We start from the raw sequence: 19,596 nt of genomic DNA, 5'->3' as shown, positions 1-19,596 counted from the left end.
TACTAAGATGATCCCGCTGGCGACACCAGACGAGGAAGTGCCATCAAGAAGACAGGACAGCACGCCAGAAATTCGACCACGATAAATATCCAGTATTATCAACAACTACTCAAGTATCATGCCGGATACACTAGCTCGGAAGTGGTTCATGTCACAGCCCGCAACCTCGCCAATTGACGGCAGCTCATCCGACTACGACGATCCAGGTCTCCAGACTCTGCGTATCCGGGTGGCGGCCTGGCTCGACGACGAGCCGGACCCGGCCGCCCGCGCCGAACTGCAGACGCTGCTGGACCAGCTGCCGGGCAGCGCCGCCGAGCTGGCCGACCGGTTCGCCGGGCCGTTGACGTTCGGCACCGCCGGGCTGCGCGGCCCGCTGCGGGCCGGCCCGAACGGCATGAACCTGCAGGTCGTCACCAGGGCCGCCGCCGGGCTGGTGAGCTGGTTGGCCGAGCAGGGCGGCACCGGACCGGTGGTGATCGGCTACGACGCGCGGCACGGGTCACGGGCCTTCGCGGTGCGCACCGCCGAGGTCGTCACCGCTGCCGGGCGGGACGCCTACCTGCTGCCCCGCCCGTTGCCCACCCCGGTGCTGGCGTACGCGATCCGCGCGCTCGACGCGGTGGCGGCGGTGATGGTCACCGCCAGCCACAACCCGCCACAGGACAACGGCTACAAGGTCTACCTCGGTGCCCAGCTCGGCGGACCGGCCGGTGCCGGCGCACAGATCGCGCCGCCCGCCGACCAACAAATCGAGGCGGCGATCCGGGCGGTCGGAAAGCTGGTCGACGTGCCGCTCGGCAGCCCCGGCAAGACGCTGGACGACGAGATCGTCGCCGGCTACCTGCGGACCGCCGTGGCGGTGGTGGACCCGGCCACCCCCCGGGCGCTGACCGTGGCGTACACGCCGCTGCACGGGGTCGGCGGGGCGGTGCTGCGGGAGGCGTTCGTCGGTGCCGGATTCCCGGCACCGCTGGTCGTCGCCGAGCAGGCCGAGCCGGATCCGCAGTTCCCCACCGTGGCGTTTCCCAACCCGGAGGAGCCGGGCGCGATGGACCGGGTCGTCGCGCTGGCCCGGGCACACGAAGCCGACCTGGCGATCGCCAACGACCCGGACGCCGACCGGTGTGCGGTCGCGGTGCCGCACGGCGGCGACGGGTGGCGGATGCTGCGCGGCGACGAGCTGGGGGTGCTGCTCGCCGATCAGCTGATCCGGCGGGGCCGGCACGGCCGCTACGCCACCACCATCGTCTCGTCGTCGCTGCTCGGCGCGCTGTGCACGGCGCGCGGCGAGCCGTACGCCGAGACCCTCACCGGCTTCAAGTGGATCGTCCGGGCCGGCAGCGACCTCGCGGACACCGCCGAGGTGCCGCTGGTCTACGGCTACGAGGAGGCACTCGGCTACTGTGTGGCGCCCGACCAGGTACGCGACAAGGACGGCATCACCGCCGCGCTGCTGCTCGCCGAGCTGGCCGCCGAGCTCAAGGCGGCCGGTCGGAGCCTGGCCGACCGGCTCGACGAACTGGCCTGCGAGTTCGGGGTGTACCAGACCGACCAGCTCGCCGTGCGGGTCGACGAGCTGAGTGAGATCGCCGCCGCGATGGCGTACCTGCGGGCGAACCTGCCGACGACGCTGCTCGGCGAGCCGGTCACCGCGACGCAGGATCTGCTGCCCGACGCCGACGTGGTGATCCTGCGTACCGGCACGGCCCGGGTCGTGGTCCGTCCTTCCGGGACGGAGCCGAAGCTGAAGGCGTACCTGGAGGTGGTCCAGCCGGTACGCGACGGCGACCCGGCCGCGGCCCGCGAACGGGCCGACCGGGCGTTGGCACGGCTGCGGACGGAGACATCGGCCGCCCTCAACATCAAATAATGTCCGGTTAGCCCTTTAGGCGCGACCAATTCATATTGCTGCTCGTTTAGCTGGTTATGCTGGCTAGCCGCTGCTTCGCCTACCTGACCGCCGCGACGCACCGGCGGTACGCGCTGCTTCCCTTCCACCGGCAGACCGCCCTGTTCCGGCTGGCCCGGCGGCCCGGCCAGGTCGCCCGATGCTGGCTGGCCCGACGCCTGCGGCCGGCCAGACCAACCGCCGCCGGGCTCCCCCGGCGATGGTCCGTACTGGACGGGCGCCCCGTCCTGGCCGTCGTCGACGATACGATCAGCCCGCTCAACGCCCACCGGCGCAACCTGCACCTCGTCACCGACGCACTGGCCCGGGCCGGGGTGGACCACTTCGTCATCCCGGCCGCATCCGGGCTCCGCAGCCGGGTCGGGGTGCCGGCCGGCGAGCGTACCGCCGCGCTGCGGGCGCTCGGCCGCGTCGGCGGCCTGGCCGTGGCGCGCGTCGGCCACCGGCACCGGCGACTGCCGGCCCGGCCCGGCTGGCGACTGCGCCGAAGCCCGGTGATCCGGGTCTTCCAGCCGGTGACCAGCGTCGACGGCGAGCTGACATACGGCGGGCAGGCCGCCTGCGAGATCGAGTTCTGGGCGGTCGACGGTGACCGGCTGCACGCGCCCCGCAGCAACGACGTCACCGCTGTGGTCCCGGCCCGGTCGGCCCCGGTACGGCTGACCGAGGCAGAGGCCTGCTGCTTCGCGCCGGAGGACCGGATCGCCCGGCACCTCACTCGTACCCCGTTCACCCGTCGGCCGGCGACCTGGCCCGACTTCCCGGTCGACCTGGTCTGCTGCTGGACCGACCCGACCGACCCGCGGTGGCGGTCCCGCCGGCAGCGGGCCATAGCCCGCACCGCCGGGCCGGTGCCACGAGCCCGGCGCGCCGACCGGCACCGCCGCAGCGGCGGTGCCCGCCCGATGGGCCACGCCGGCGACGGATGGGTCGGCTGGGACGGCACCGAAGAACTGCGTCACCTGCTCCGCTCGGTGCACCTGCACGCGCCCTGGATCCGGCGGATCTTCCTGATCACCGCAGACCAGGTGCCGGGCTGGCTCGACGTGGACGATCCACGGTTGACCATGGTCGACCACCGCGACCTGCTCGGTGGCCACACCGTGCTGCCCACCTTCAACCCGTACGCCGTCGAATCCGCGGTGCACGAAATCGACGGCCTGGCGGAACGGTTCCTCTACCTGCCCGGCAACGTCTTTCTCGGCCGGCCGGTCGACCGGACCACGTTCTTCGAGGCCAACGGGATCCCGAAGGTGCTGCTCGACCGGCCGCCCGGGCCGGGCCGGGGAGCCAGCCAACCGGCCGGCTCAGGAGACACCCCGGCGGTGGCCGCCGCGCGGCGTGTCTTCGCCGACCAGTTCGACCGCCTCGTCGACCCGGGCGCCCCGCTCGGCGTGCCGTTGCCGGTGCGCCGCTCCACACTGGCCGAGATCTGCGCCAGCAGTCCCGAGATGGTCGCCCGGATTCGTGGCCACCAGATCAGGCAACCGGACGACGTGTCACTGATCCGCTCGCTGCACCAGCACTGGTCGTACCTGCGGGGCACCGCGATCCCCGGGTCGCTGCGCCTGCACCGCGTCGACCCGGCCGCCCCCGAGGCCGCGCCGCGGCTACACCGACTACTCGACCGGCGTGACGTGGACACGTTCGGGCTGGACACCGAACTCACCGACGCGGTCGACTCCGTCGCCCGCCGGCTACGGGTCGAGTTCCTCAACCGCTACTTCCCGACCCCGTCACCGTTCGAGGTCGACGCGGAGACCGCAGCGGCCCGCGCTCCGTTCACCGCGACCGAGCTGGCGCAGCGCCTGCTGCGCCCGCCGGTCGGTCGGTTCCCGGCCGGACCGCAGCTACAGCTGGCCGACGCGCCGCGGCAGGCCCGCCACCGCGACACCGGGTATCCCGCACAGCCGGGCCCGCTGTCGGCGGCCGACCCGGTCCCGGTCACCGAGGTGCTGGTGGGACACCGCTGCGGCTGACCGGCCACCGGGTACCTATGGTGACCAGGTGCAGGCGATCATCGCGACCCTAGGCTACGTACTCTCCCCCGACGGACATCAGGTGCTGATGCTGCGCCGCGACACCCGGCCGGACGACATCCACTACGGCTACTACAACGGGTTGGGCGGCAAGCTGGAGCCGGGCGAAGATGTCATCGCCGGCATGCGCCGGGAGATCCGGGAGGAGGCCGGGTTGGAGTGCGGGCGGGTCGAGCTGGCCGGGACCATCTCCTGGCCAGGCTTCGGCCGGCACAGCGAGAACTGGTTCGGGTTCCTGTTCCGGGTGCCGACCTGGTCCGGCGAGCCCCGGCCAGACTGCCCGGAAGGCACCCTGGTCTGGACCGACCTGGCCGACGTCCTCGCCGGCCGGGTGCCGATGTGGCCCAGCGACCGGCACTTCCTGCCGCTGGTCTTCGCCGAGCAGCCGACCGTCTTCCACGGCGTGATGCCGTTCACCGACGGCGTGGCGACCAGCTGGAGCTGGACCGCCGCCAGCTGACCGGTACCGTCAGAAGCGCGGCATCCCGCCGAACTGGCGGTCACCGGCGTCACCGAGCCCCGGCACGATGAACATCTTTTCGTTGAGCCGTTCGTCGATCGACGCGGTCACCAGTCGCAACGGCAGCCCGGAGCGGTCCAGCCGGTCGATTCCGGCCGGCGCGGCGAGCACGCACAGCACGGTGATCTCGGTGGCGCCCCGGTCGGCGAGCAGCCGGCAGCAGTGCTCCAGCGAGCCGCCGGTGGCCAGCATCGGGTCGAGCACCAGCACCGGGATGCCGGCCAGGTCGACCGGCAGCGACTCCAGATAGGCCCGGGGCTCGTAGGTTTCCTCGTCGCGGGCCAGCCCGACGAAGCCCATCGACGACTCCGGCAGCAGCGCCAACGCCGAGTCGGCCATCCCGAGCCCGGCGCGCAGCACCGGCACCAGCAGCGGCGGGTTGGCCAGCCGGGTCCCGTCGGTCGGTGCCACCGGGGTGGTCACCGGGAAGGACTCCACCGGGAAGGATCGGGCCGCCTCGTACACCAGCATGGTGGTGAGTTCGTGCAGCGCGGCGCGGAACGCCGCCGAGTCGGTCCGGGCGTCGCGCATCGCGGTCAGCCGGGACTGGGCGAGAGGGTGATCAACGACGAGTACGTCCACGGTCGTTGAACCTACTCGCCAGCCCGGCGGCCGACGCATACACCTCACGGATCGCCTCGGCGTAGCGGGCCGGGGTGTGTTCGGCGCAGCGGGCGGCCGCCGCGGCCGCCCGCCGGCGGGCCGTGTCCGGGTCGAGCAGCAGCCGCAGCACCCCGCTGGCCAGCGCACCCGGCTGCGGCTGGGTGCGCAGCGCGGCACCGGCAAGCGCGCCGTGCGCGTGCAACGCCCGGTCGACCAGTACCACCGGCACCCCGGCCAGGCCGGCTTCCTGCAGGACCAATGCCTGGGTGTCGGTCTGCGAGGCGAACGCGAACACCTCGGCGGCCCCGTACGCCGCAGCCACCACGTCCGGGCCCTGCTGACCGGTGAGAGTGATCCGGGCGGCCACCCGAGGGTCGATGGTCCGCAGCAGCGCGGCCAGCCAGCGCGGCTCGTACAGGGCACCGACCAGCACCAGCCGGGCGGTCGGGCAGCCGACCAGCACCCGCTCGAACGCGGTGATCAGCAGGTCGATGCCCTTTTCCCGGTTGATCCGACCCACGTAGAGGACCACCCGGTCGCTGGGCGTGATGCCGTGGCCGTACCGGAAGGCGTTGATTTCGTCGGCGGTGGTGCGGCGGGCCGCGACCCCGGTCGGCACCAGGTGCACCCGGTTGGCGGGCACTGGAAGGTGGATCCGGTCCAGCACCGCCCGGGTCGGCACCACCACCGCGTCGGCGCCGCCGAGCAGCAGGGTGTTGGTGGCGTCCATCGCGGCCCGGCGACGGGCGACCGCACCGCTGGCCATCGGCCGATGGTCGCGGGCGTGGCCGGCCGGTGCCGCCGCCGGGCGGGGCACGCCGAGCCGGCGGGCGTACAGCCGGACGCCGGCGCTGAGCGCACGGGCCGGCACCCGGTACGCGTCGGCGTACGCGTGCAGGTCGGTGTGGTAGGTCTGGACCAGCGGCAGACCGAGCCGGCGGGCGGTGAGGACGCCGAGCAGCCCGACCGGTCCGGGGGTGTGCACGTGCACCACGTCCGGGGCGTGGGCGGCGATCTCGGCGATGGTGCCGGTGGCGGCGGCGCCGCGCAGCAGCCACGGCGACAACCGCAGGTCGGCGACTCCGCAGGGCAGCGCACGTAGCCGCAGCACGTCCGCCTCGGTCGGCTGGTCCGGATGCCGGGGCACCACGATCAGGCCGGGATGCCCGGCGGCGGCCGACGCCGCCGCGAGAGTCCGCAGCGAGGTGACCACCCCGTCGCGGCGGGGCAGGTACGTGTCGGTGAAGTGCACTGCTCGCACGTCAGGCACGGTGGGTCACCGGGGCCAACATGATGTAACGGTAGGCCAACGGCGCCGTTAAGTCTGCTCGTCCGATCGACCGACGGCCAAGATCGTGAACCCGCTGGCGACGTAGACTCGCGGGCATGACAGGACTCGCGGCATGACAGCGGTGAACACCCCGGCACCCGCGCGCCACGATCTAACCGAGGTGGGGCGGAACGCGGCAACCCTGCGTAGCTTCCTGCACGGGCTGCCCGGTGTCGACGAGGTCGGGGCGCGGCAGCGGGCCGCGACGCTCGGCACCCGGTCGATCAAGACGACCGCCAAGGCGTGGGCGATCGACCTGGCCGTCCGGATGGTCGATCTGACGACTCTGGAGGGCGCCGACACGCCAGGCAAGGTACGCGCGTTGTGCGCCAAGGCCCGCCGCCCCGACCCGACCGACCCCGGTTGCCCGCCGGTCGCCGCCGTCTGCGTCTACCCGTCGATGGTGCCGACCGCCGCCGCAGCGCTCACCGGTTCCGGCGTGCACCTGGCCAGCGTGGCCACCGCCTTCCCGTCCGGGCAGGCGCCGCTGGAGGTGAAGCTGGCCGACACCCGGGCGGCGGTCGCCGCCGGCGCCGACGAGATCGACATGGTGATCAACCGGGGGGCGTTCCTCGCCGGCCGCTACGAGCAGGTGTACGCCGAGATCCTTGCGGTCAAGCAGGCCTGCGGCGACGCCCATCTCAAGGTCATCCTGGAGACCGGGGAGCTGGCCACCTACGACAACGTGCGCCGCGCCTCCTGGCTGGCAATGCTGGCCGGCGGCGACTTCATCAAGACCTCCACCGGCAAGGTGCCGGTCGCCGCGACCCTGCCCGTCACCCTGATCATGCTGGAGGCGGTACGGGACTTCTACGCCGCCACCGGGCGCCGGATCGGCGTCAAACCGGCCGGCGGCATCCGCACCACCAAGGACGCGATCAAGTACCTGGTGCTGGTCAACGAGACCGCCGGCGACGAGTGGCTCACCCCCGACCTGTTCCGGTTCGGCGCTTCCACCCTGCTCAACGACCTACTGATGCAGCGGTCGAAGCTGCACACCGGGGTCTACTCCGGTCCCGACTACGTCACCCTGGACTGATCAGCGTGTTCGACTACGCACCGGCACCCGAGTCCCACTCGGTCGTCACCATCCGCGACTCGTACGGCCTGTTCATCGACGGCGAGTTCGTCGACCCGACCGACGGCGGGGCCCGCAAGACCGTCAACCCGGCCACCGAGGAGGTCCTCGCCGAAGTCGCCGAGGCCGGCCCCGGCGACGTGGACCGGGCGGTGGCCGCCGCGCGGTCCGCGTACCAGCGGGTCTGGGGTCCGATGCCCGGCCGCGACCGGGCCAAGTACCTGTTCCGGATCGCCCGGGCGCTCGCCGAACGCAGCCGCGAGTTGGCCGTGCTCGAGTCGCTCGACAACGGCAAACCGATCCGCGAGTCCCGCGACGTCGACCTGCCGTTGGCGTCGGCGCACTTCTTCTACTACGCCGGCTGGGCCGACAAGCTGCCGTACGCCGGTTTCGGCCCGGACCCGCGCCCGCTCGGCGTCGCCGGGCAGGTCATCCCGTGGAACTTCCCGCTGCTGATGCTGGCCTGGAAGATCGCCCCTGCGCTGGCCGCCGGCAACACGGTCGTGCTCAAACCGGCCGAGACGACCCCGCTGACCGCGCTGCTGTTCGCCGAGATCTGCCAACAGGCCGACCTGCCGCCGGGCGTGGTCAACATCGTCACCGGTGCCGGCGCCACCGGGCAGGCCGTCGTCGCCCACCCGGATGTCGACAAAATCGCCTTCACCGGCTCCACCGAGGTCGGTCGGCAGATCGCCCGCGCGGTCGCCGGCAGCCGCAAGAAGCTCACCCTGGAGCTGGGCGGCAAGGCCGCCAACATCGTCTTCGACGACGCCCCGATCGACCAGGCCGTCGAAGGCATCGTCAACGGCATCTTCTTCAACCAGGGCCACGTCTGCTGCGCCGGTTCCCGGCTACTGGTCCAGGAGTCGATCGCCGAGCCGCTACTGGAGTCGCTGAAGCGGCGGATGGCCCGGCTGCGCGTCGGCGACCCGCTGGACAAGAACACCGACGTCGGGGCGATCAACTCGGCCGCCCAGCTGGACCGGATCCGTACCCTGGCGGCCGCCGGCACCGACGAGGGCGCGCAGGCCTGGTCGCCGCCGTGTGACCTGCCGCAGCAGGGCTTCTGGTTCGCGCCGACCCTGTTCACCGGGGTCAGCCAGGCGCACCGGATCGCCCGCGAGGAGATCTTCGGCCCGGTGCTGTCCGTGCTGACCTTCCGCACCCCGGACGAGGCCATCGCCAAGGCCAACAACACACCGTACGGGCTGTCCGCCGGCATCTGGTCGGAGAAGGGTTCCCGGATCCTGTGGGCCGCCGACCGGCTGCGCGCCGGGGTGGTGTGGGCGAACACGTTCAACAAGTTCGACCCGACGTCGCCGTTCGGCGGCTACCAGGAGTCGGGCTACGGCCGCGAAGGCGGCCGGCACGGGCTGGAGGCGTACCTCGATGTCTGACAGTAGCGGCATCACTACCCGGGTGGCCGTACGCAAGACGTACAAGCTGTTCATCGGCGGGAAGTTTCCGCGCAGCGAGTCGGGACGGACGTACCAGGTGCAGGACTCCAACGTGGCGCTCGCCTCCCGCAAGGACCTCCGCGACGCCGTCGTCGCCGCCCGGGCGGCGGTTAAAGGCTGGTCGGGCGCAACCGCGTACAACCGGGGTCAGATCCTCTACCGGGTCGCCGAGATGCTGGAGGGCCGACGCGAGCAGTTCGTCGCGCTCGGCGAGCCGGCCGCCGAGGTCGACGCGGCGATCGACCGCTGGGTCTGGTACGCCGGCTGGTCCGACAAGCTCCCCCAGGTGTACGGCGGCGTCAACCCGGTCGCCGGCCCGTACTTCAACCTGTCGACACCGGAGCCGACCGGAGTGGTCGGGGTCGTCGCGCCGGCCGAGCCGTCGCTGCTCGGCCTGGTCAGCGTCGTCGCCCCGGTGATCGTCAGCGGCAACACGGCGGTGGCGCTGGCCTCGCCGACCCGCCCGCTGGCGGCGGTCACCCTGGCCGAGGTGCTGGCCACTAGTGACCTGCCCGCCGGAGTGGTCAACGTGCTGACCGGCAGGATCGCCGAGACGGCGCCGTGGTTGGCGTCGCATCTGGACGTCGACGCGCTCGACCTGACCGGGGTGGCCGATCCGCAGTTGGCCGTCGAGTTGGAGCAGTCCGCCGCCGGCAACCTCAAGCGGGTGCTGCGCCCGGCCGTCGGGTCGGTCGACTGGCTGGCCGACCCGGGCACCCGACGGATGACCACCTTCCTGGAGACCAAGACCGTCTGGCATCCCAAGGGCAGCTGACCGGGCCGGCCGGCACCGGCTCGGTCGGATCCATCGGCTGGTACGTCTCAGGAGCCGCAGGCTGCATCATGCTGTTGCCTTGCCCGATTCCGCCCATTGGTAATCGCCCTGCCTGGGGCGGACTGTCGGGCCGGTTGCGCGCCCTTGTCGCGTCGGCCGCCCCGCCCGGGCTCGAAGCTCCGCTCGATCGAGCGGAGCTTCGACCGGTCAGCAGAGGCTCAGAGGCAGGTCACTCCAGGGCGAAGGTGCCGGTCGCGATCTCGCCGACCGGTTCGTAGGTGCTCAGCACCACGCCGGTGGTGGAGACCGAGTTGGCGACCAGCTTCAGCGCGGTGGGCGTGATGCCATTGCCGAACAGCCGCTTGCCGCCCCCGACCAGCACCGGGAAGGTCCAGGTCCGGAACTGGTCGACCAGTCCGTGCCGCAGCAGGGTCTGCAGGAGATCGCTGCTGCCGTGCACCTGCAGTTCGGGGCCGTCGGCGCGCTTGAGCGCGGCGACACCCTCAGCCGCGTCGCCGTCGATCAGCACCGAGTTGCGCCAGCTCAACGTCGGCCGACTGCGGGAGGCCACGTACTTGGTCGCGTCGTTGAGCGGCTTGGCCTCCTCCTCCGGGGCGTTCGGCCAGTGAGCGGCGAAGATGTCGTACGTACGCCGGCCGAGCACCAGGTCGAACGGGACGCCCATGGTCTGGCCCATGGCCTGGCCCATCAGCTCGTCCCAGTAGTTCACCGACCAGCCGCCGTGGGCGAAGTCGCCGGTCTCGTCCTCACCCGGTCCGCCGGGGGCCTGCATGACCCCGTCTAGGGTGAGGAATGTGTTGACGATCAATTTGCGCATCTGGTGACAGCCTTTCGGATAGCTAGTTGCGGTCAGGAGATTGGCAGCTGGTCCAGCCACTGCTGCCAGGACGGCTCGGTGTCGACCGGTTCGGCGACGCTGTCGAAGATGTGGTGGCTGAGGAACAGCACGTTGTCCCGCTCCGCGCCGGAATGACTGAAACGGTAGAGCCCGCCGGCGGTGCGTACGCCGAGGAAAGCCGACGGCGTACTGAGGTCGACGACGCCGTCGATCGGCGCGGCGCCGGGCACGGTGAGCCGCACCGGCGCGCCCTCGGCTATCGGGTGGGTCACGCCGAGGGCCGCAGCGACCGCCGGCCAGATCTGCTCCGGGTCGCCGGCACCCGGTCGGACGACCGTGACCGGGGTCGCGGTCCGCCCCGGGAAGTGCCGCAGGTACGCGGCGAGCGTGCGCAGGTAGAGGTCCCAACCGACCTTCATCGCCTCGTACTCGGTCTCCCAGTTGTCGCCGAGCACGCCGCTCTGCACCATGCGCAGCACCGTGCTGCCATGGTCGCGGCCTTCGATGAGGTACTCGATCGCCATGAAGGATCCGTCGTCCGCAGTCGGGGTCCGGTCGGCGAAGCGCTTGCCCGGCTCCCAGCCGACGATGGTCGCCTCGTCGGTGTGCCCGGCGAGGGTGAGTCGCGTGGTGCCGCCCTCGCGTGGCTCGATCTCGCTGCGGCCCATGAACCAGGAGTCGAGTCCGGGGCCGGTGGCGATGGCGTCCCAGACCTGCTCCGGCGTTGCCGGCAGCTCGATCTCCTTGCATACCTCGAACTCGTGTCCCATCGCGGGTCAGCCTTCCTGCGGTTCGTCGGTGCTGGTGCTGGTGCTGGTGCTGGGGTGCAGAGCGACGACCAGCCGGTGCGGCCGGCCGCCGGGGGTCGTCTCATCGTGGTATCTGCCGACGAGCGCGGTGACCGTGTTGGCCAACTCCTCGGCGAACGCGGCCCGGTCGGCAGCCGAGGCGAAGCGGATCTCGCCGTCGATCGCGAAGGTGGCGACCCGCTTGTCCACCCGGTCCGCGCCGGTGATCAGGGATCCGACGTCGCGGACCAGGCGGGCGGCGACGGCGAGCAGCCAGCGGGCGGAGAGCCGGTCCGGTGCGCGGGCCGGATCCGGTGCGACGGTGGCGAGGGCGGCCGGTGAGATCACGTACGAACCGGCGGTGGCCTGCATGACCCGCTCGGTGACGTTGCCCTTGCGCCGCTGCTCGACGAGCTCGATGAGGCCGTGCTGCTCCAACGCCTTCAGGTGGTAGTTGACCTTCTGCCGGGCCAGCCCGACCCGGCCGGCGAGCATGGTCGCCGAGGCGGGTTCGGCCAGCTCGGCGAGGAGCCGTGCCCGGATCGGGTCGAGTGAGGCCTCGGCGGCGGCCGGGTCTTCGATCACCGCTACGTCCAACATGCCGATCAACATCTCACCGACGATTATTTTTGTCAAGACAGATCTTATGTTCGGGTGGCTGCCGGACGACCTGGCAGCGTTGGGCCCTTCCGAGCCCGACGATCCGCGCTCGCCGGTTACGCCGGGAGCTACGTCGGCTCCGCGACTCGGCCGGTCTGACCGCCGAGGAGGTCGCCCGCCGCTTGGGCTGGCACCGCACCAAGGTCATCCGGCTCGAACACGGCCACTCACGGATAACGCTCAAGGACACCGAGCAAATGCTGGGCCTTTACGAGGCGTCCGACGAGGACCGCGAGTCGTTGACCGCGCTCGCCAAGCAGGCCCGGCAGAAGGGCTGGTGGAGCGCGTACGGCGACGTACTGCCCGACGACTACGTCGGCTTCGAGGCGGAGGCCACCGCGATCAGCAGCTTCCAGAGCCTGTACGTGCCGGGACTGTTGCAGACCGAGGAGTACGCCCGCGCCATCATCCACGCCGGCCGCAGCACCGCCGACGCGGACGAGATCGACCGGCGGGTCGCCGCCCGGCTCGCCCGCAAGTCGCTGCTGTCGCGGGACGTGCCGCCGAGACTCTGGATCGTCCTCGACGAGGCGGCGATCCGCCGGGTCGTCGGTGGCCCGAAGGTGATGCGCACTCAGCTCACCCGGCTCATTGATGCCTGCGCCCAGCCGTCGATCGAGCTGCAGATCGTGCCGTTCGGGGCAGGCGCGCACGCCGCCATGGCCGGCCCGTTCACCATCCTCGGCTACGCCGACCCGATCCTCGACCCGCCCATCGTCTACATCGAGAACGATGCGAACACCCTGCTGCTGGAGGAGGACACCCACGTGGCGCGATATAAACTCATGTTCGATCATCTGTGCGCCAAGGCCATGGACCCGGACGAGTCCGGCAGGTTCCTGGCTCGGGCGGCAGAGGAGCTTCCCGACTGACCCCGACCGGCCAGAGGAGACGCGGGATGACCGCACCAGAACTGTCCCACGCTCACTGGCGCAAAAGCAGCCGCAGCAGCGCCAGCGGGTCAGACTGCGTCGAGGTGGCCACGCTGGCCGGCGGCACGATCGGCGTACGCGACTCCAAGGACCCACACGGCCCGGCGCTGCTCTTCCCGGCCGACGCATGGACGGCGTTCCTCACCACGGTGTCCAGCCGCTGACTCGGCCGGTCCGCCTTCCGCTACGACGCCCGTGCCCGCCGACCGCTCGTACGTCTTCCTCGACGTCGACGGAGTGCTGATTCCCTTCGCCGCCCGTGCCACTGGCCGGTCACCTTCGTCCCACCGTGCGGCTCATCTTGACGCCATCGGCAATCCGCTGCTGGAGCGGGTCGATCCGCAGGACGGACGCCGGCTGCTGGCACTCGACTGCCAACTGGTCTGGGCGACCACCTGGATGGCCGAGGCAAACGACGTCGTCGCGCCGCTGCTCGGCCTGCCGGAGCTGCCGGTCGTCCCATGGCCGGACTCCGACGACGAGCCCCCGCGCGGCGTGCACTGGAAGACGCCGTTCCTGACCGGGTGGGCGGCCGGACGCACCTTCGTCTGGCTCGACGACGAGATCACCGACCTGGACCGACACTGGGTGTCCGCGCACCACCCAGGCAAGGCCCTGTTGCACCGCGTCGACCCGCATCTCGGCCTCACCGACGCCGACTTCTCCACCGTCGGCCAGTGGCTCGCAGTCGACGGCGGCAAAGCCGCGTCGATGTGAGGCTGAGATACCTTACGACCGCGTCGTAAGGTATCTGAGCCTCACATCGCTGGGCAGCGGAACAAGGATGCCGGGAACGTCTCCGTCGGCGCGATCGTGGATCAACACGATCACCGGGTAGGCACGGCTGCAGGCGCTGGCGCTGGCGCTGACCACCCGAACACGAACTCGTCGGCTACTTAGGGTGTAGTCGACAACATCGCCGCGTGCAGGCGATCCTGCTGCAGCTACCGCGTGGCGTTGAACTCGGCGTACGCCGCAGCGTCCTCGCCGGCGAGGGTGGCGTGCCAGGCAGCAGCAGCATCGACGGCGCGCCGATCCAGGTACTCACGGATCGCCCATGCGATCGGAGCGAACCGGTTGCCCCCGGCAACAGCAGCGACCGGTCTCTCGCCGAGGTCATCGTCGGGCGTGATCGGAATGCTCACGGTCATGCCGCCGCCGCTATCAACGACCAAGGCCCGAGCACGGCCACACCGGCTACCGTAGGCGGATGAGCACTCGCCATCTGCCTGCCCAGATCGGTGACCTGCCGCCAATCGGACGACCCGCCAACAGTGCCCTGCTCGCGGCCGGCGTCACCACCCTCGCCCAGGTCGCCACCTACCGCCGCGACGACCTGCTGGCCATGCACGGCATCGGCCCGAAGGCCGTCGGCATCCTGGCCACCGCACTGGCCGAACGCGGCCTCACCTTCGCCGACTGACCAGAGGAGACACCGGATGACCTCGCCTGACGGTGTCGACCTTCCCCACCGCCAGCCCGCACCGGCCCACGTACGCAAGGCGACTCTCGCCGATGTCGATCAGCTGACCGAGGTGCACACGCTGGCCCGCACCGCCTACTACACGGCGGCAGGTGGGCTGGACCCGGCCGACCCGTCGCTGTCGTCGCCCGAGGCGTACGCCGAACGCCGTGCCGCCTGGGCGAACGCGGTCACCTCGCCGCAGCGGTTCACCGTCGCCGCTGTCCTCGATGGCCGGATCGTCGGCTGCGCCGCGATGGGACCCGCCGCCGCCGGTCACGTCAACCCGGCCCACATTGGCCAACTGCACCAGATCCACGTGCTCCCCGACTGCTGGAGCCGAGGAATCGGCGGGCTGCTGCACGACGCCTTCGTCACGTACCTGCGGCGGACCGGTCGGTCCGGCGGGGTGCTGGAGGCGTGGGAACGTAACGATCGTGGCCAGCGCTTCTACGCCGCTCGGGGCTGGCAGGCCGACGGCCACAGCCGCCCCGGCCCGGGCGACACCCGATACCGCTATTTTCAGCTCACGCTGTGACGGTTGACGATGAACTCGGCCCAGTACTCCGGCGTCTCGTGGTAGACGATGTCGGAGCCGACGATCCACACCCGTGGTGAACGCTCCCCGGGTTCGGCCTCGGACCACTGCCGGTTGACCACTGCCACCGCCGCGTCCCGCGTCGACCCGTACCGGGAAACGATCAGGTCCGCGATCTCCTCGCAGAAGGCAAGAGCCTGCGTGTCGCCGGCACACGGGTATTCCCCTTGCGGACGCAACACCGAATCGTGCACCAGATACTCGTCGTCGAATGTCTCGCCGTCGATCCAGGACCGCGCCGGACGAGTACGGAGCCGATCGCCCAGGCCTGCCTCAGTCAGCCCGTACTCGCGCAGGAAACGGTCGAGATCCGGCCGAGGGCCGACCGCCGCCCAGGACGAATCCACCACCGCCCCATCCTCGCCCGGTCGAGCAACCCGGGTCCGCCGGGACATCACACGGCCAGGAGTAACGTGCCCGGCGTGAACGAGCTCGTCGAGCGGCACACCGTCCTCGCCGTCGTCGTCGGCTCCCGGGCGTACGGGCTGCACGAACCGGACTCCGACTACGACCGGCGCGGCGTCTACGTGGCCCCGACCCGAGCGTTCTGGCGGCTGGACAAGCCGCCCACCCACCTCGACGGGCCGGCGCCGGAGCAGTTCTCCTGGGAGTTCGAACGCTTCTGCGCCCTGGCGCTGCAGGGCAATCCGACCGTCCTGGAGGTGCTCTGGTCCCCGCTGGTCGAGACGCTGCGCGAAGACGGCGAGCAGTTGCTGGCCGCCCGGCAGGCGTTCCTGTCGACCCGGCTGGCCCAGACCTACGGCGGCTACGCCCGGGACCAGCTCGACCGGGTGGCGGCCCGCCGGGAACGTACCGGTGAGACCAACCACAAGCAGGCGATGCACATGATCCGGCTGCTGACCGCCGGTACGCATGTGCTGCGTACCGGGGAGATCCTGGTCGACGTGGGGCAGCTGCGGGGCCGGCTGCTCGCCCTCCGGCGCGGCGAGCTGCCGTGGGCGGTGGTCACCGCCTGGGCGGCGGACCTGCTGGCCGAGCTCGACGACGCGGCGGCCGGCACCGTACTGCCGGATCAACCTGACCGGGCCGCCGTGGACCGGCTGCTCGTCGCCGTCCGGAAAAGGAACCTGCGGTGACCGGCGCGCGGAGTCGTTGAAGTTTCGTGGAGAAACCTCGCGCCGGCATGTCGAGAACCCGGGAGCGGCTCCGTCCCAGGTGCGAACACGACCACAATGGGGCCGTACCTCACCAAGGAGACATGATGGCCAAGTACCTGCTGCTCAAGCACTACCGGGGCGCGCCGGCGGCGGTCAACGACGTACCGATGGACAAGTGGGAGCCGGCGGAGGTCACGGCTCACATCCAGTACATGAATGACTTCGCCGCCCGGCTGGAGGGCACCGGCGAGTTCGTCGATGGTCAGGCGCTCTCCCCGGAGGGCACCTTCGTCCGCTACGACGGCGAGGGCAGGCCACCGGTCACCGACGGCCCGTTCGCCGAGACCAAGGACCTGATCGCCGGCTGGATGGTGATTGACGTGGAGAACTACGAGCGCGCGATCGAGCTCGCCGGTGAACTGTCCGCGGCTCCCGGCTCGGGTGGCAAGCCGATCCACGAGTGGATCGAGGTGCGGCCGTTCTACGGCGAGCAGCCCACGGCCGCCGAGTGAACGAGTCCCTGCTGCGGGAGCTGGTGCCCGCGGTGACCGGCTTCCTCGTCCGTCGCGGAGCTGACTTCGCGGCGGCCGAGGACGCCGTGCAGGACGCCCTGGTCGAGGCGGTACGTGCGTGGCCGGACGACCCACCGCGCGATCCCAAGGGCTGGCTGGTGACGGTGGCCTGGCGCAGGTTCCTCGACGCCGTGCGCGCCGACACCTCCCGGCGGCGGCGGGAGGAACTGGCCGAAGCCGAACCCGTACCCGAGCAGGGCGCGACGGCAGCAGACGACACGTTGGCGCTGTACTTCCTGTGCGCGCATCCGGCCCTGCCCCCCGCCTCGGCGGTCGCGCTCACGCTACGCGCGGTCGGCGGCCTGACCACGCGGCAGATCGCGCAGGCATACCTGGTGCCGGAGGCGACCATGGCCCAGCGGATCAGCAGGGCCAAACGGACCGTCGCCGGCGTCCGGTTCGACCAGCCCGGTGACGTCGCCACCGTGCTTCGCGTGCTCTACCTGGTCTTCAACGAGGGCTACTCCGGCGACGTCGACCTCGCCGCCGAGGCGATCCGGCTCACCCGCCAGCTGGTGACCATGATCGACCACGAGGAGGTCGCCGGCCTGCTGGCGCTCATGCTGCTGCACCACGCCCGGCGTCCGGCACGGACCGGCCCCGACGGCCGGCTCGTGCCGCTCGCCGAGCAGGACCGCAGCCGGTGGGACAGCGGACTCATCGCTGAGGGCATCGACGTGCTCCAGACCGCCCTCACCCGCGACCGGCTGGGCGAGTTCCAGGCCCAGGCCGCCATCGCCGCGCTGCACGCCGACGCCCGGACCGTCGAGGAGACCGACTGGGTGCAGATCGTCGGGTGGTACGACGAACTGGTGCGCCGCACCGGCAGCCCGGTGGCCCGGCTCAACCGCGCCGTCGCGCTCGGCGAGGCCGACGGTGCGCGAGCTGGTCTGGCCGCCCTGGCGGACCTCGACCCGGCCCTGCCCCGGTACGCCGCCGTCGCGGCGCACCTGCACGAGCGCGACGGTGACCCGGTGACCGCAGCGCGGCTCTACGCCCAGGCTGCCCGGTCAGCGCCCAACCTGCCCGAGCGCGACCATCTCATGCGGCAGGCCGCCCGACTCAACACGCAGCTGCGAAGTTGACGATGATCCACGGTGGCTCCGACCTTCCGAACCGCCGCCGCAACTGGCAGAGTCTGCCCCGACATGACGATGCTCGACCTCTGCTACGACAGTCTTGACGGGCTTTCCGTCGGTGATGCCCTCGGCGCCCAGTTCTTCGTCCCCGGCACCAGCCTTGCCGCGTTGCTCGACGGGGATCCGCCGGCCGGGCCGTGGCCGTGGACCGACGACACCGAGATGGCCTGCTCGATCGTCGCCGAGCTGCGCGAGCGCGACGGCGTCGATCAGGACTGCCTGGCGGCCCGGTTCGCCGGGCACTTCGAGGCGTACCGTGGCTACGGTGCCGGCGCGGTGGTCCTGCTACGCCAGATCCGGCAGGGCGTTCCCTGGCGGGACGCGGCCGGTGCGGCGTTCGACGGCCAGGGGTCGATGGGCAACGGCGCCGCGATGCGGGTCGCCCCGCTCGGCGCGTTCCACGCTGGCGATAACCGTACCGCCGCGCTACAGGCCTGGCGCTCGGCGGAGGTCACCCACGCCCACCCGGAAGCCATCCTGGGCGCGGTCGCCGTCGCCGTCGCGGCGGCGGAAGCCGGCTGGTCCCGGCTGACCCGGTCCCGGCCCGAGCCTGCCGAGCTGCTCGACGTGGTGCTGGCCCACCTGATCGACGGCCGACTACACGCGGGGATCGTCCGGTCCAGACGGTTGCTGGCAGTCGGCGTCGCCGAGGCGGCGTACGAGCTGGGCAACGGCTCGCAGGTGCTGGCCTTCGACACCGTCCCGTTCGCACTGTGGGTCGCCGCGACCCGGCTCGACGACTACCCGGCGGCCATCCACGCCTGTGTCGAGGCCGGCGGCGACGTCGACACGACCGCGGCGATCGTCGGCGGCATCGTGGCCGCGTACACCGGATCCGGACCGGGCGGGATCCCGGCGCGGTGGCTGGCCCGCCGCGAACCGCTCCCCGACCGCGTACGCCGGTGACGGGCCTGCCTGTCACACGGCGAGCAGCGGATCCGGCCGCCACGGCGGTCAACGATCTCGTCCTCGTCACCGGCGAGGAGGGTGCCGGCAGATCGACGCGGCCAGGGGCCGGGTCCGTTGCCGCCGTCGCGTACAGGTTCGGGCCGTCGGCGTAGCGCTGTGGTGTACGGTCCCGTCGGGTCGAACGGGCTGATCCGGGCGGCCATGCGCACCGCAGTCGCTGGGAGGGCGTGTGTCGGGCCGGTTCGTGTACTGGATGAACGTGTCCGTGGATATGAAGATCGAGCACGCCCCGGGTGAGAACGGCGGCGGCGACTGGATGCGTATCGGGGAGTCGCTGCACCGGGAGTTCAACGCGCGGGCGCGGGCGCTGTCCCAGATGGTGCAGGGGCGGAAGGTCTACGAGATCATGGAGGCGTTCTGGCCGGGCGCGCGCGACGACGCGTCGCTGCCGGGTTTCCTGCGCGAGTACGGCGAAATCTGGACGTCGACCCCGAAGGTGCTGGTGTCGCGTACCCGCGTCGACGCCGGACACGACACCCGTATCGTCGGCCGCGACGGTGACGCCGTGGCGGCGCTCGCCGAGCTACGGGCGCGGGCCGACGGTGACATCGGCGTCGGTGGGGCCACCGTCGCCACCCAGTTGCTGCGGGCCGGCCTGCTCGACGAGGTGATGATGTTCGTCCACCCGGTGGTCCTCGGCACCGGCCGGGCTCTGTTCGACGACCAGGATGCCCCGGTCGAACTCGACCTGCTGGAGAACCGTGCCTTCGAGCAGGGCGTCACCCTGCACCGGTACGCCGTTCGAGGCGCCCGCCAACTGGCATGACCTGCGGATTTACTGTCAC

Annotated in this window: 23 protein-coding genes; 16 read left to right on the top strand and 7 right to left on the bottom strand. The window is 71.4% G+C overall.

The features are described from left to right. Positions 1-148 precede the first annotated feature (148 nt). The 3 genes from ACFHW1_RS12540 to ACFHW1_RS12530 are packed head-to-tail and all read left to right on the top strand — an operon-like array spanning position 149 to position 4,411. Positions 149-1,873, top strand: coding sequence for a phospho-sugar mutase (locus ACFHW1_RS12540; protein ID WP_416615454.1), 1,725 nt, complete (start codon positions 149-151; stop codon positions 1,871-1,873). Positions 1,874-1,929: 56 nt separating this feature from the next. Beyond that, a complete protein-coding gene (locus ACFHW1_RS12535; RefSeq protein WP_416615452.1) occupies positions 1,930-3,891 on the top strand; it encodes a hypothetical protein in 1,962 nt (653 codons plus the stop codon). Positions 3,892-3,919: 28 nt separating this feature from the next. Continuing rightward, entirely contained in the window at positions 3,920-4,411 is a 492-nt protein-coding gene (locus tag ACFHW1_RS12530) for an NUDIX hydrolase (RefSeq protein ID WP_416555394.1), read from the top strand. A 9-nt stretch (positions 4,412-4,420) separates the two neighbouring features. Here the strand turns inward: ACFHW1_RS12530 and upp are convergent, their stop codons facing one another. Together upp and ACFHW1_RS12520 are read right to left on the bottom strand one after the other, a co-directional pair. Beyond that, entirely contained in the window at positions 4,421-5,053 is a 633-nt protein-coding gene (upp, locus tag ACFHW1_RS12525; protein ID WP_282233921.1) for a uracil phosphoribosyltransferase, read from the bottom strand. Next, complete coding sequence (locus ACFHW1_RS12520) at positions 5,034-6,335, bottom strand: glycosyltransferase (protein WP_416555392.1); 1,302 nt, start codon at positions 6,333-6,335, stop codon at positions 5,034-5,036. The genes upp and ACFHW1_RS12520 overlap by 20 nt, the downstream gene beginning before the upstream one ends. A 142-nt stretch (positions 6,336-6,477) precedes the next feature. On the opposite strand from ACFHW1_RS12520, the gene deoC reads away from it, so the two are divergent. Genes deoC through ACFHW1_RS12505 form a run of 3 tightly spaced genes read left to right on the top strand, consistent with a single transcriptional unit; the run spans position 6,478 to position 9,714 of the window. After that, positions 6,478-7,443: a deoxyribose-phosphate aldolase gene (gene deoC / locus ACFHW1_RS12515; RefSeq protein ID WP_416555390.1), complete on the top strand. Its 966-nt coding sequence runs from the start codon at positions 6,478-6,480 to the stop codon at positions 7,441-7,443. Between the two features lie 5 nt (positions 7,444-7,448). Then, positions 7,449-8,879 carry an aldehyde dehydrogenase family protein gene (locus ACFHW1_RS12510; protein ID WP_416555388.1) on the top strand — a complete coding sequence of 477 codons (1,431 nt, stop codon included), beginning with the start codon at positions 7,449-7,451 and terminating at the stop codon, positions 8,877-8,879. 10 nt (positions 8,880-8,889) lie between these two features. Continuing rightward, positions 8,890-9,714: an aldehyde dehydrogenase family protein gene (locus ACFHW1_RS12505; RefSeq protein ID WP_416615460.1), complete on the top strand. Its 825-nt coding sequence runs from the start codon at positions 8,890-8,892 to the stop codon at positions 9,712-9,714. Positions 9,715-9,943: 229 nt separating this feature from the next. Here ACFHW1_RS12505 and ACFHW1_RS12500 read toward each other — a convergent pair whose 3' ends face one another. The 3 genes from ACFHW1_RS12500 to ACFHW1_RS12490 are packed head-to-tail and all read right to left on the bottom strand — an operon-like array spanning position 9,944 to position 11,961. After that, positions 9,944-10,552 carry a dihydrofolate reductase family protein gene (locus ACFHW1_RS12500; protein ID WP_416555386.1) on the bottom strand — a complete coding sequence of 203 codons (609 nt, stop codon included), beginning with the start codon at positions 10,550-10,552 and terminating at the stop codon, positions 9,944-9,946. Positions 10,553-10,584: 32 nt separating this feature from the next. After that, a complete protein-coding gene (locus ACFHW1_RS12495) occupies positions 10,585-11,343 on the bottom strand; it encodes an SRPBCC family protein (RefSeq protein WP_416615450.1) in 759 nt (252 codons plus the stop codon). A gap of 6 nt (positions 11,344-11,349) precedes the next feature. Further along, positions 11,350-11,961 (bottom strand): ArsR/SmtB family transcription factor, encoded by a 612-nt coding sequence (locus ACFHW1_RS12490; protein WP_416615449.1) that lies wholly within the window; start codon positions 11,959-11,961, stop codon positions 11,350-11,352. Between ACFHW1_RS12490 and ACFHW1_RS12485 the strand changes: the two genes are divergently transcribed. Genes ACFHW1_RS12485 through ACFHW1_RS12475 form a run of 3 tightly spaced genes read left to right on the top strand, consistent with a single transcriptional unit; the run spans position 11,895 to position 13,670 of the window. Next, on the top strand, positions 11,895-12,893 hold the full coding sequence (locus ACFHW1_RS12485) for a helix-turn-helix domain-containing protein (RefSeq protein WP_416615448.1): 999 nt from the start codon (positions 11,895-11,897) through the stop codon (positions 12,891-12,893). The two genes, ACFHW1_RS12490 and ACFHW1_RS12485, sit on opposite strands and share 67 nt — an antisense overlap. 26 nt (positions 12,894-12,919) lie before the next feature. Then, positions 12,920-13,117 (top strand): DUF397 domain-containing protein, encoded by a 198-nt coding sequence (locus ACFHW1_RS12480; protein WP_416568213.1) that lies wholly within the window; start codon positions 12,920-12,922, stop codon positions 13,115-13,117. Between the two features lie 31 nt (positions 13,118-13,148). Next, positions 13,149-13,670: an HAD domain-containing protein gene (locus ACFHW1_RS12475; protein WP_416615446.1), complete on the top strand. Its 522-nt coding sequence runs from the start codon at positions 13,149-13,151 to the stop codon at positions 13,668-13,670. A gap of 227 nt (positions 13,671-13,897) precedes the next feature. Here the strand turns inward: ACFHW1_RS12475 and ACFHW1_RS12470 are convergent, their stop codons facing one another. Continuing rightward, a complete protein-coding gene (locus tag ACFHW1_RS12470) occupies positions 13,898-14,104 on the bottom strand; it encodes a hypothetical protein (RefSeq protein ID WP_416555380.1) in 207 nt (68 codons plus the stop codon). 59 nt (positions 14,105-14,163) lie between these two features. On the opposite strand from ACFHW1_RS12470, the gene ACFHW1_RS12465 reads away from it, so the two are divergent. Both ACFHW1_RS12465 and ACFHW1_RS12460 read left to right on the top strand, forming a co-directional pair. Continuing rightward, positions 14,164-14,376 (top strand): DNA-binding protein, encoded by a 213-nt coding sequence (locus tag ACFHW1_RS12465; protein WP_282233911.1) that lies wholly within the window; start codon positions 14,164-14,166, stop codon positions 14,374-14,376. A 16-nt stretch (positions 14,377-14,392) separates the two neighbouring features. Further along, positions 14,393-14,953 carry a GNAT family N-acetyltransferase gene (locus ACFHW1_RS12460; RefSeq protein ID WP_416615445.1) on the top strand — a complete coding sequence of 187 codons (561 nt, stop codon included), beginning with the start codon at positions 14,393-14,395 and terminating at the stop codon, positions 14,951-14,953. On the opposite strand, the gene ACFHW1_RS12455 is transcribed toward ACFHW1_RS12460, so the two are convergent. Next, on the bottom strand, positions 14,938-15,363 hold the full coding sequence (locus ACFHW1_RS12455) for a hypothetical protein (protein WP_416615443.1): 426 nt from the start codon (positions 15,361-15,363) through the stop codon (positions 14,938-14,940). The two genes, ACFHW1_RS12460 and ACFHW1_RS12455, sit on opposite strands and share 16 nt — an antisense overlap. 72 nt (positions 15,364-15,435) lie before the next feature. On the opposite strand from ACFHW1_RS12455, the gene ACFHW1_RS12450 reads away from it, so the two are divergent. From ACFHW1_RS12450 to ACFHW1_RS12430, 5 genes are all read left to right on the top strand, one after another. Next, positions 15,436-16,110, top strand: a complete 675-nt coding sequence (locus ACFHW1_RS12450; RefSeq protein ID WP_416555374.1) for a DNA polymerase beta superfamily protein — start codon at positions 15,436-15,438, stop codon at positions 16,108-16,110. Between the two features lie 125 nt (positions 16,111-16,235). Next, positions 16,236-16,643, top strand: a complete 408-nt coding sequence (locus ACFHW1_RS12445) for a YciI family protein (protein WP_416555372.1) — start codon at positions 16,236-16,238, stop codon at positions 16,641-16,643. Next, positions 16,640-17,788, top strand: coding sequence for an RNA polymerase sigma factor (locus tag ACFHW1_RS12440; RefSeq protein WP_416555371.1), 1,149 nt, complete (start codon positions 16,640-16,642; stop codon positions 17,786-17,788). Before ACFHW1_RS12445 ends, ACFHW1_RS12440 begins: the two co-directional genes overlap by 4 nt. 63 nt (positions 17,789-17,851) lie before the next feature. Then, on the top strand, positions 17,852-18,748 hold the full coding sequence (locus tag ACFHW1_RS12435; RefSeq protein ID WP_416555369.1) for an ADP-ribosylglycohydrolase family protein: 897 nt from the start codon (positions 17,852-17,854) through the stop codon (positions 18,746-18,748). A gap of 256 nt (positions 18,749-19,004) precedes the next feature. Continuing rightward, positions 19,005-19,577 carry a dihydrofolate reductase family protein gene (locus ACFHW1_RS12430; protein ID WP_416555368.1) on the top strand — a complete coding sequence of 191 codons (573 nt, stop codon included), beginning with the start codon at positions 19,005-19,007 and terminating at the stop codon, positions 19,575-19,577. Positions 19,578-19,596: the final 19 nt, after the last annotated feature.

Origin of the sequence: Micromonospora sp. LOL_014 (assembly GCF_048060245.1) — a bacterium.
Lineage (GTDB): Bacteria > Actinomycetota > Actinomycetes > Mycobacteriales > Micromonosporaceae > Micromonospora_E.
This window is presented reverse-complemented; position numbering and strand designations above follow the sequence as displayed.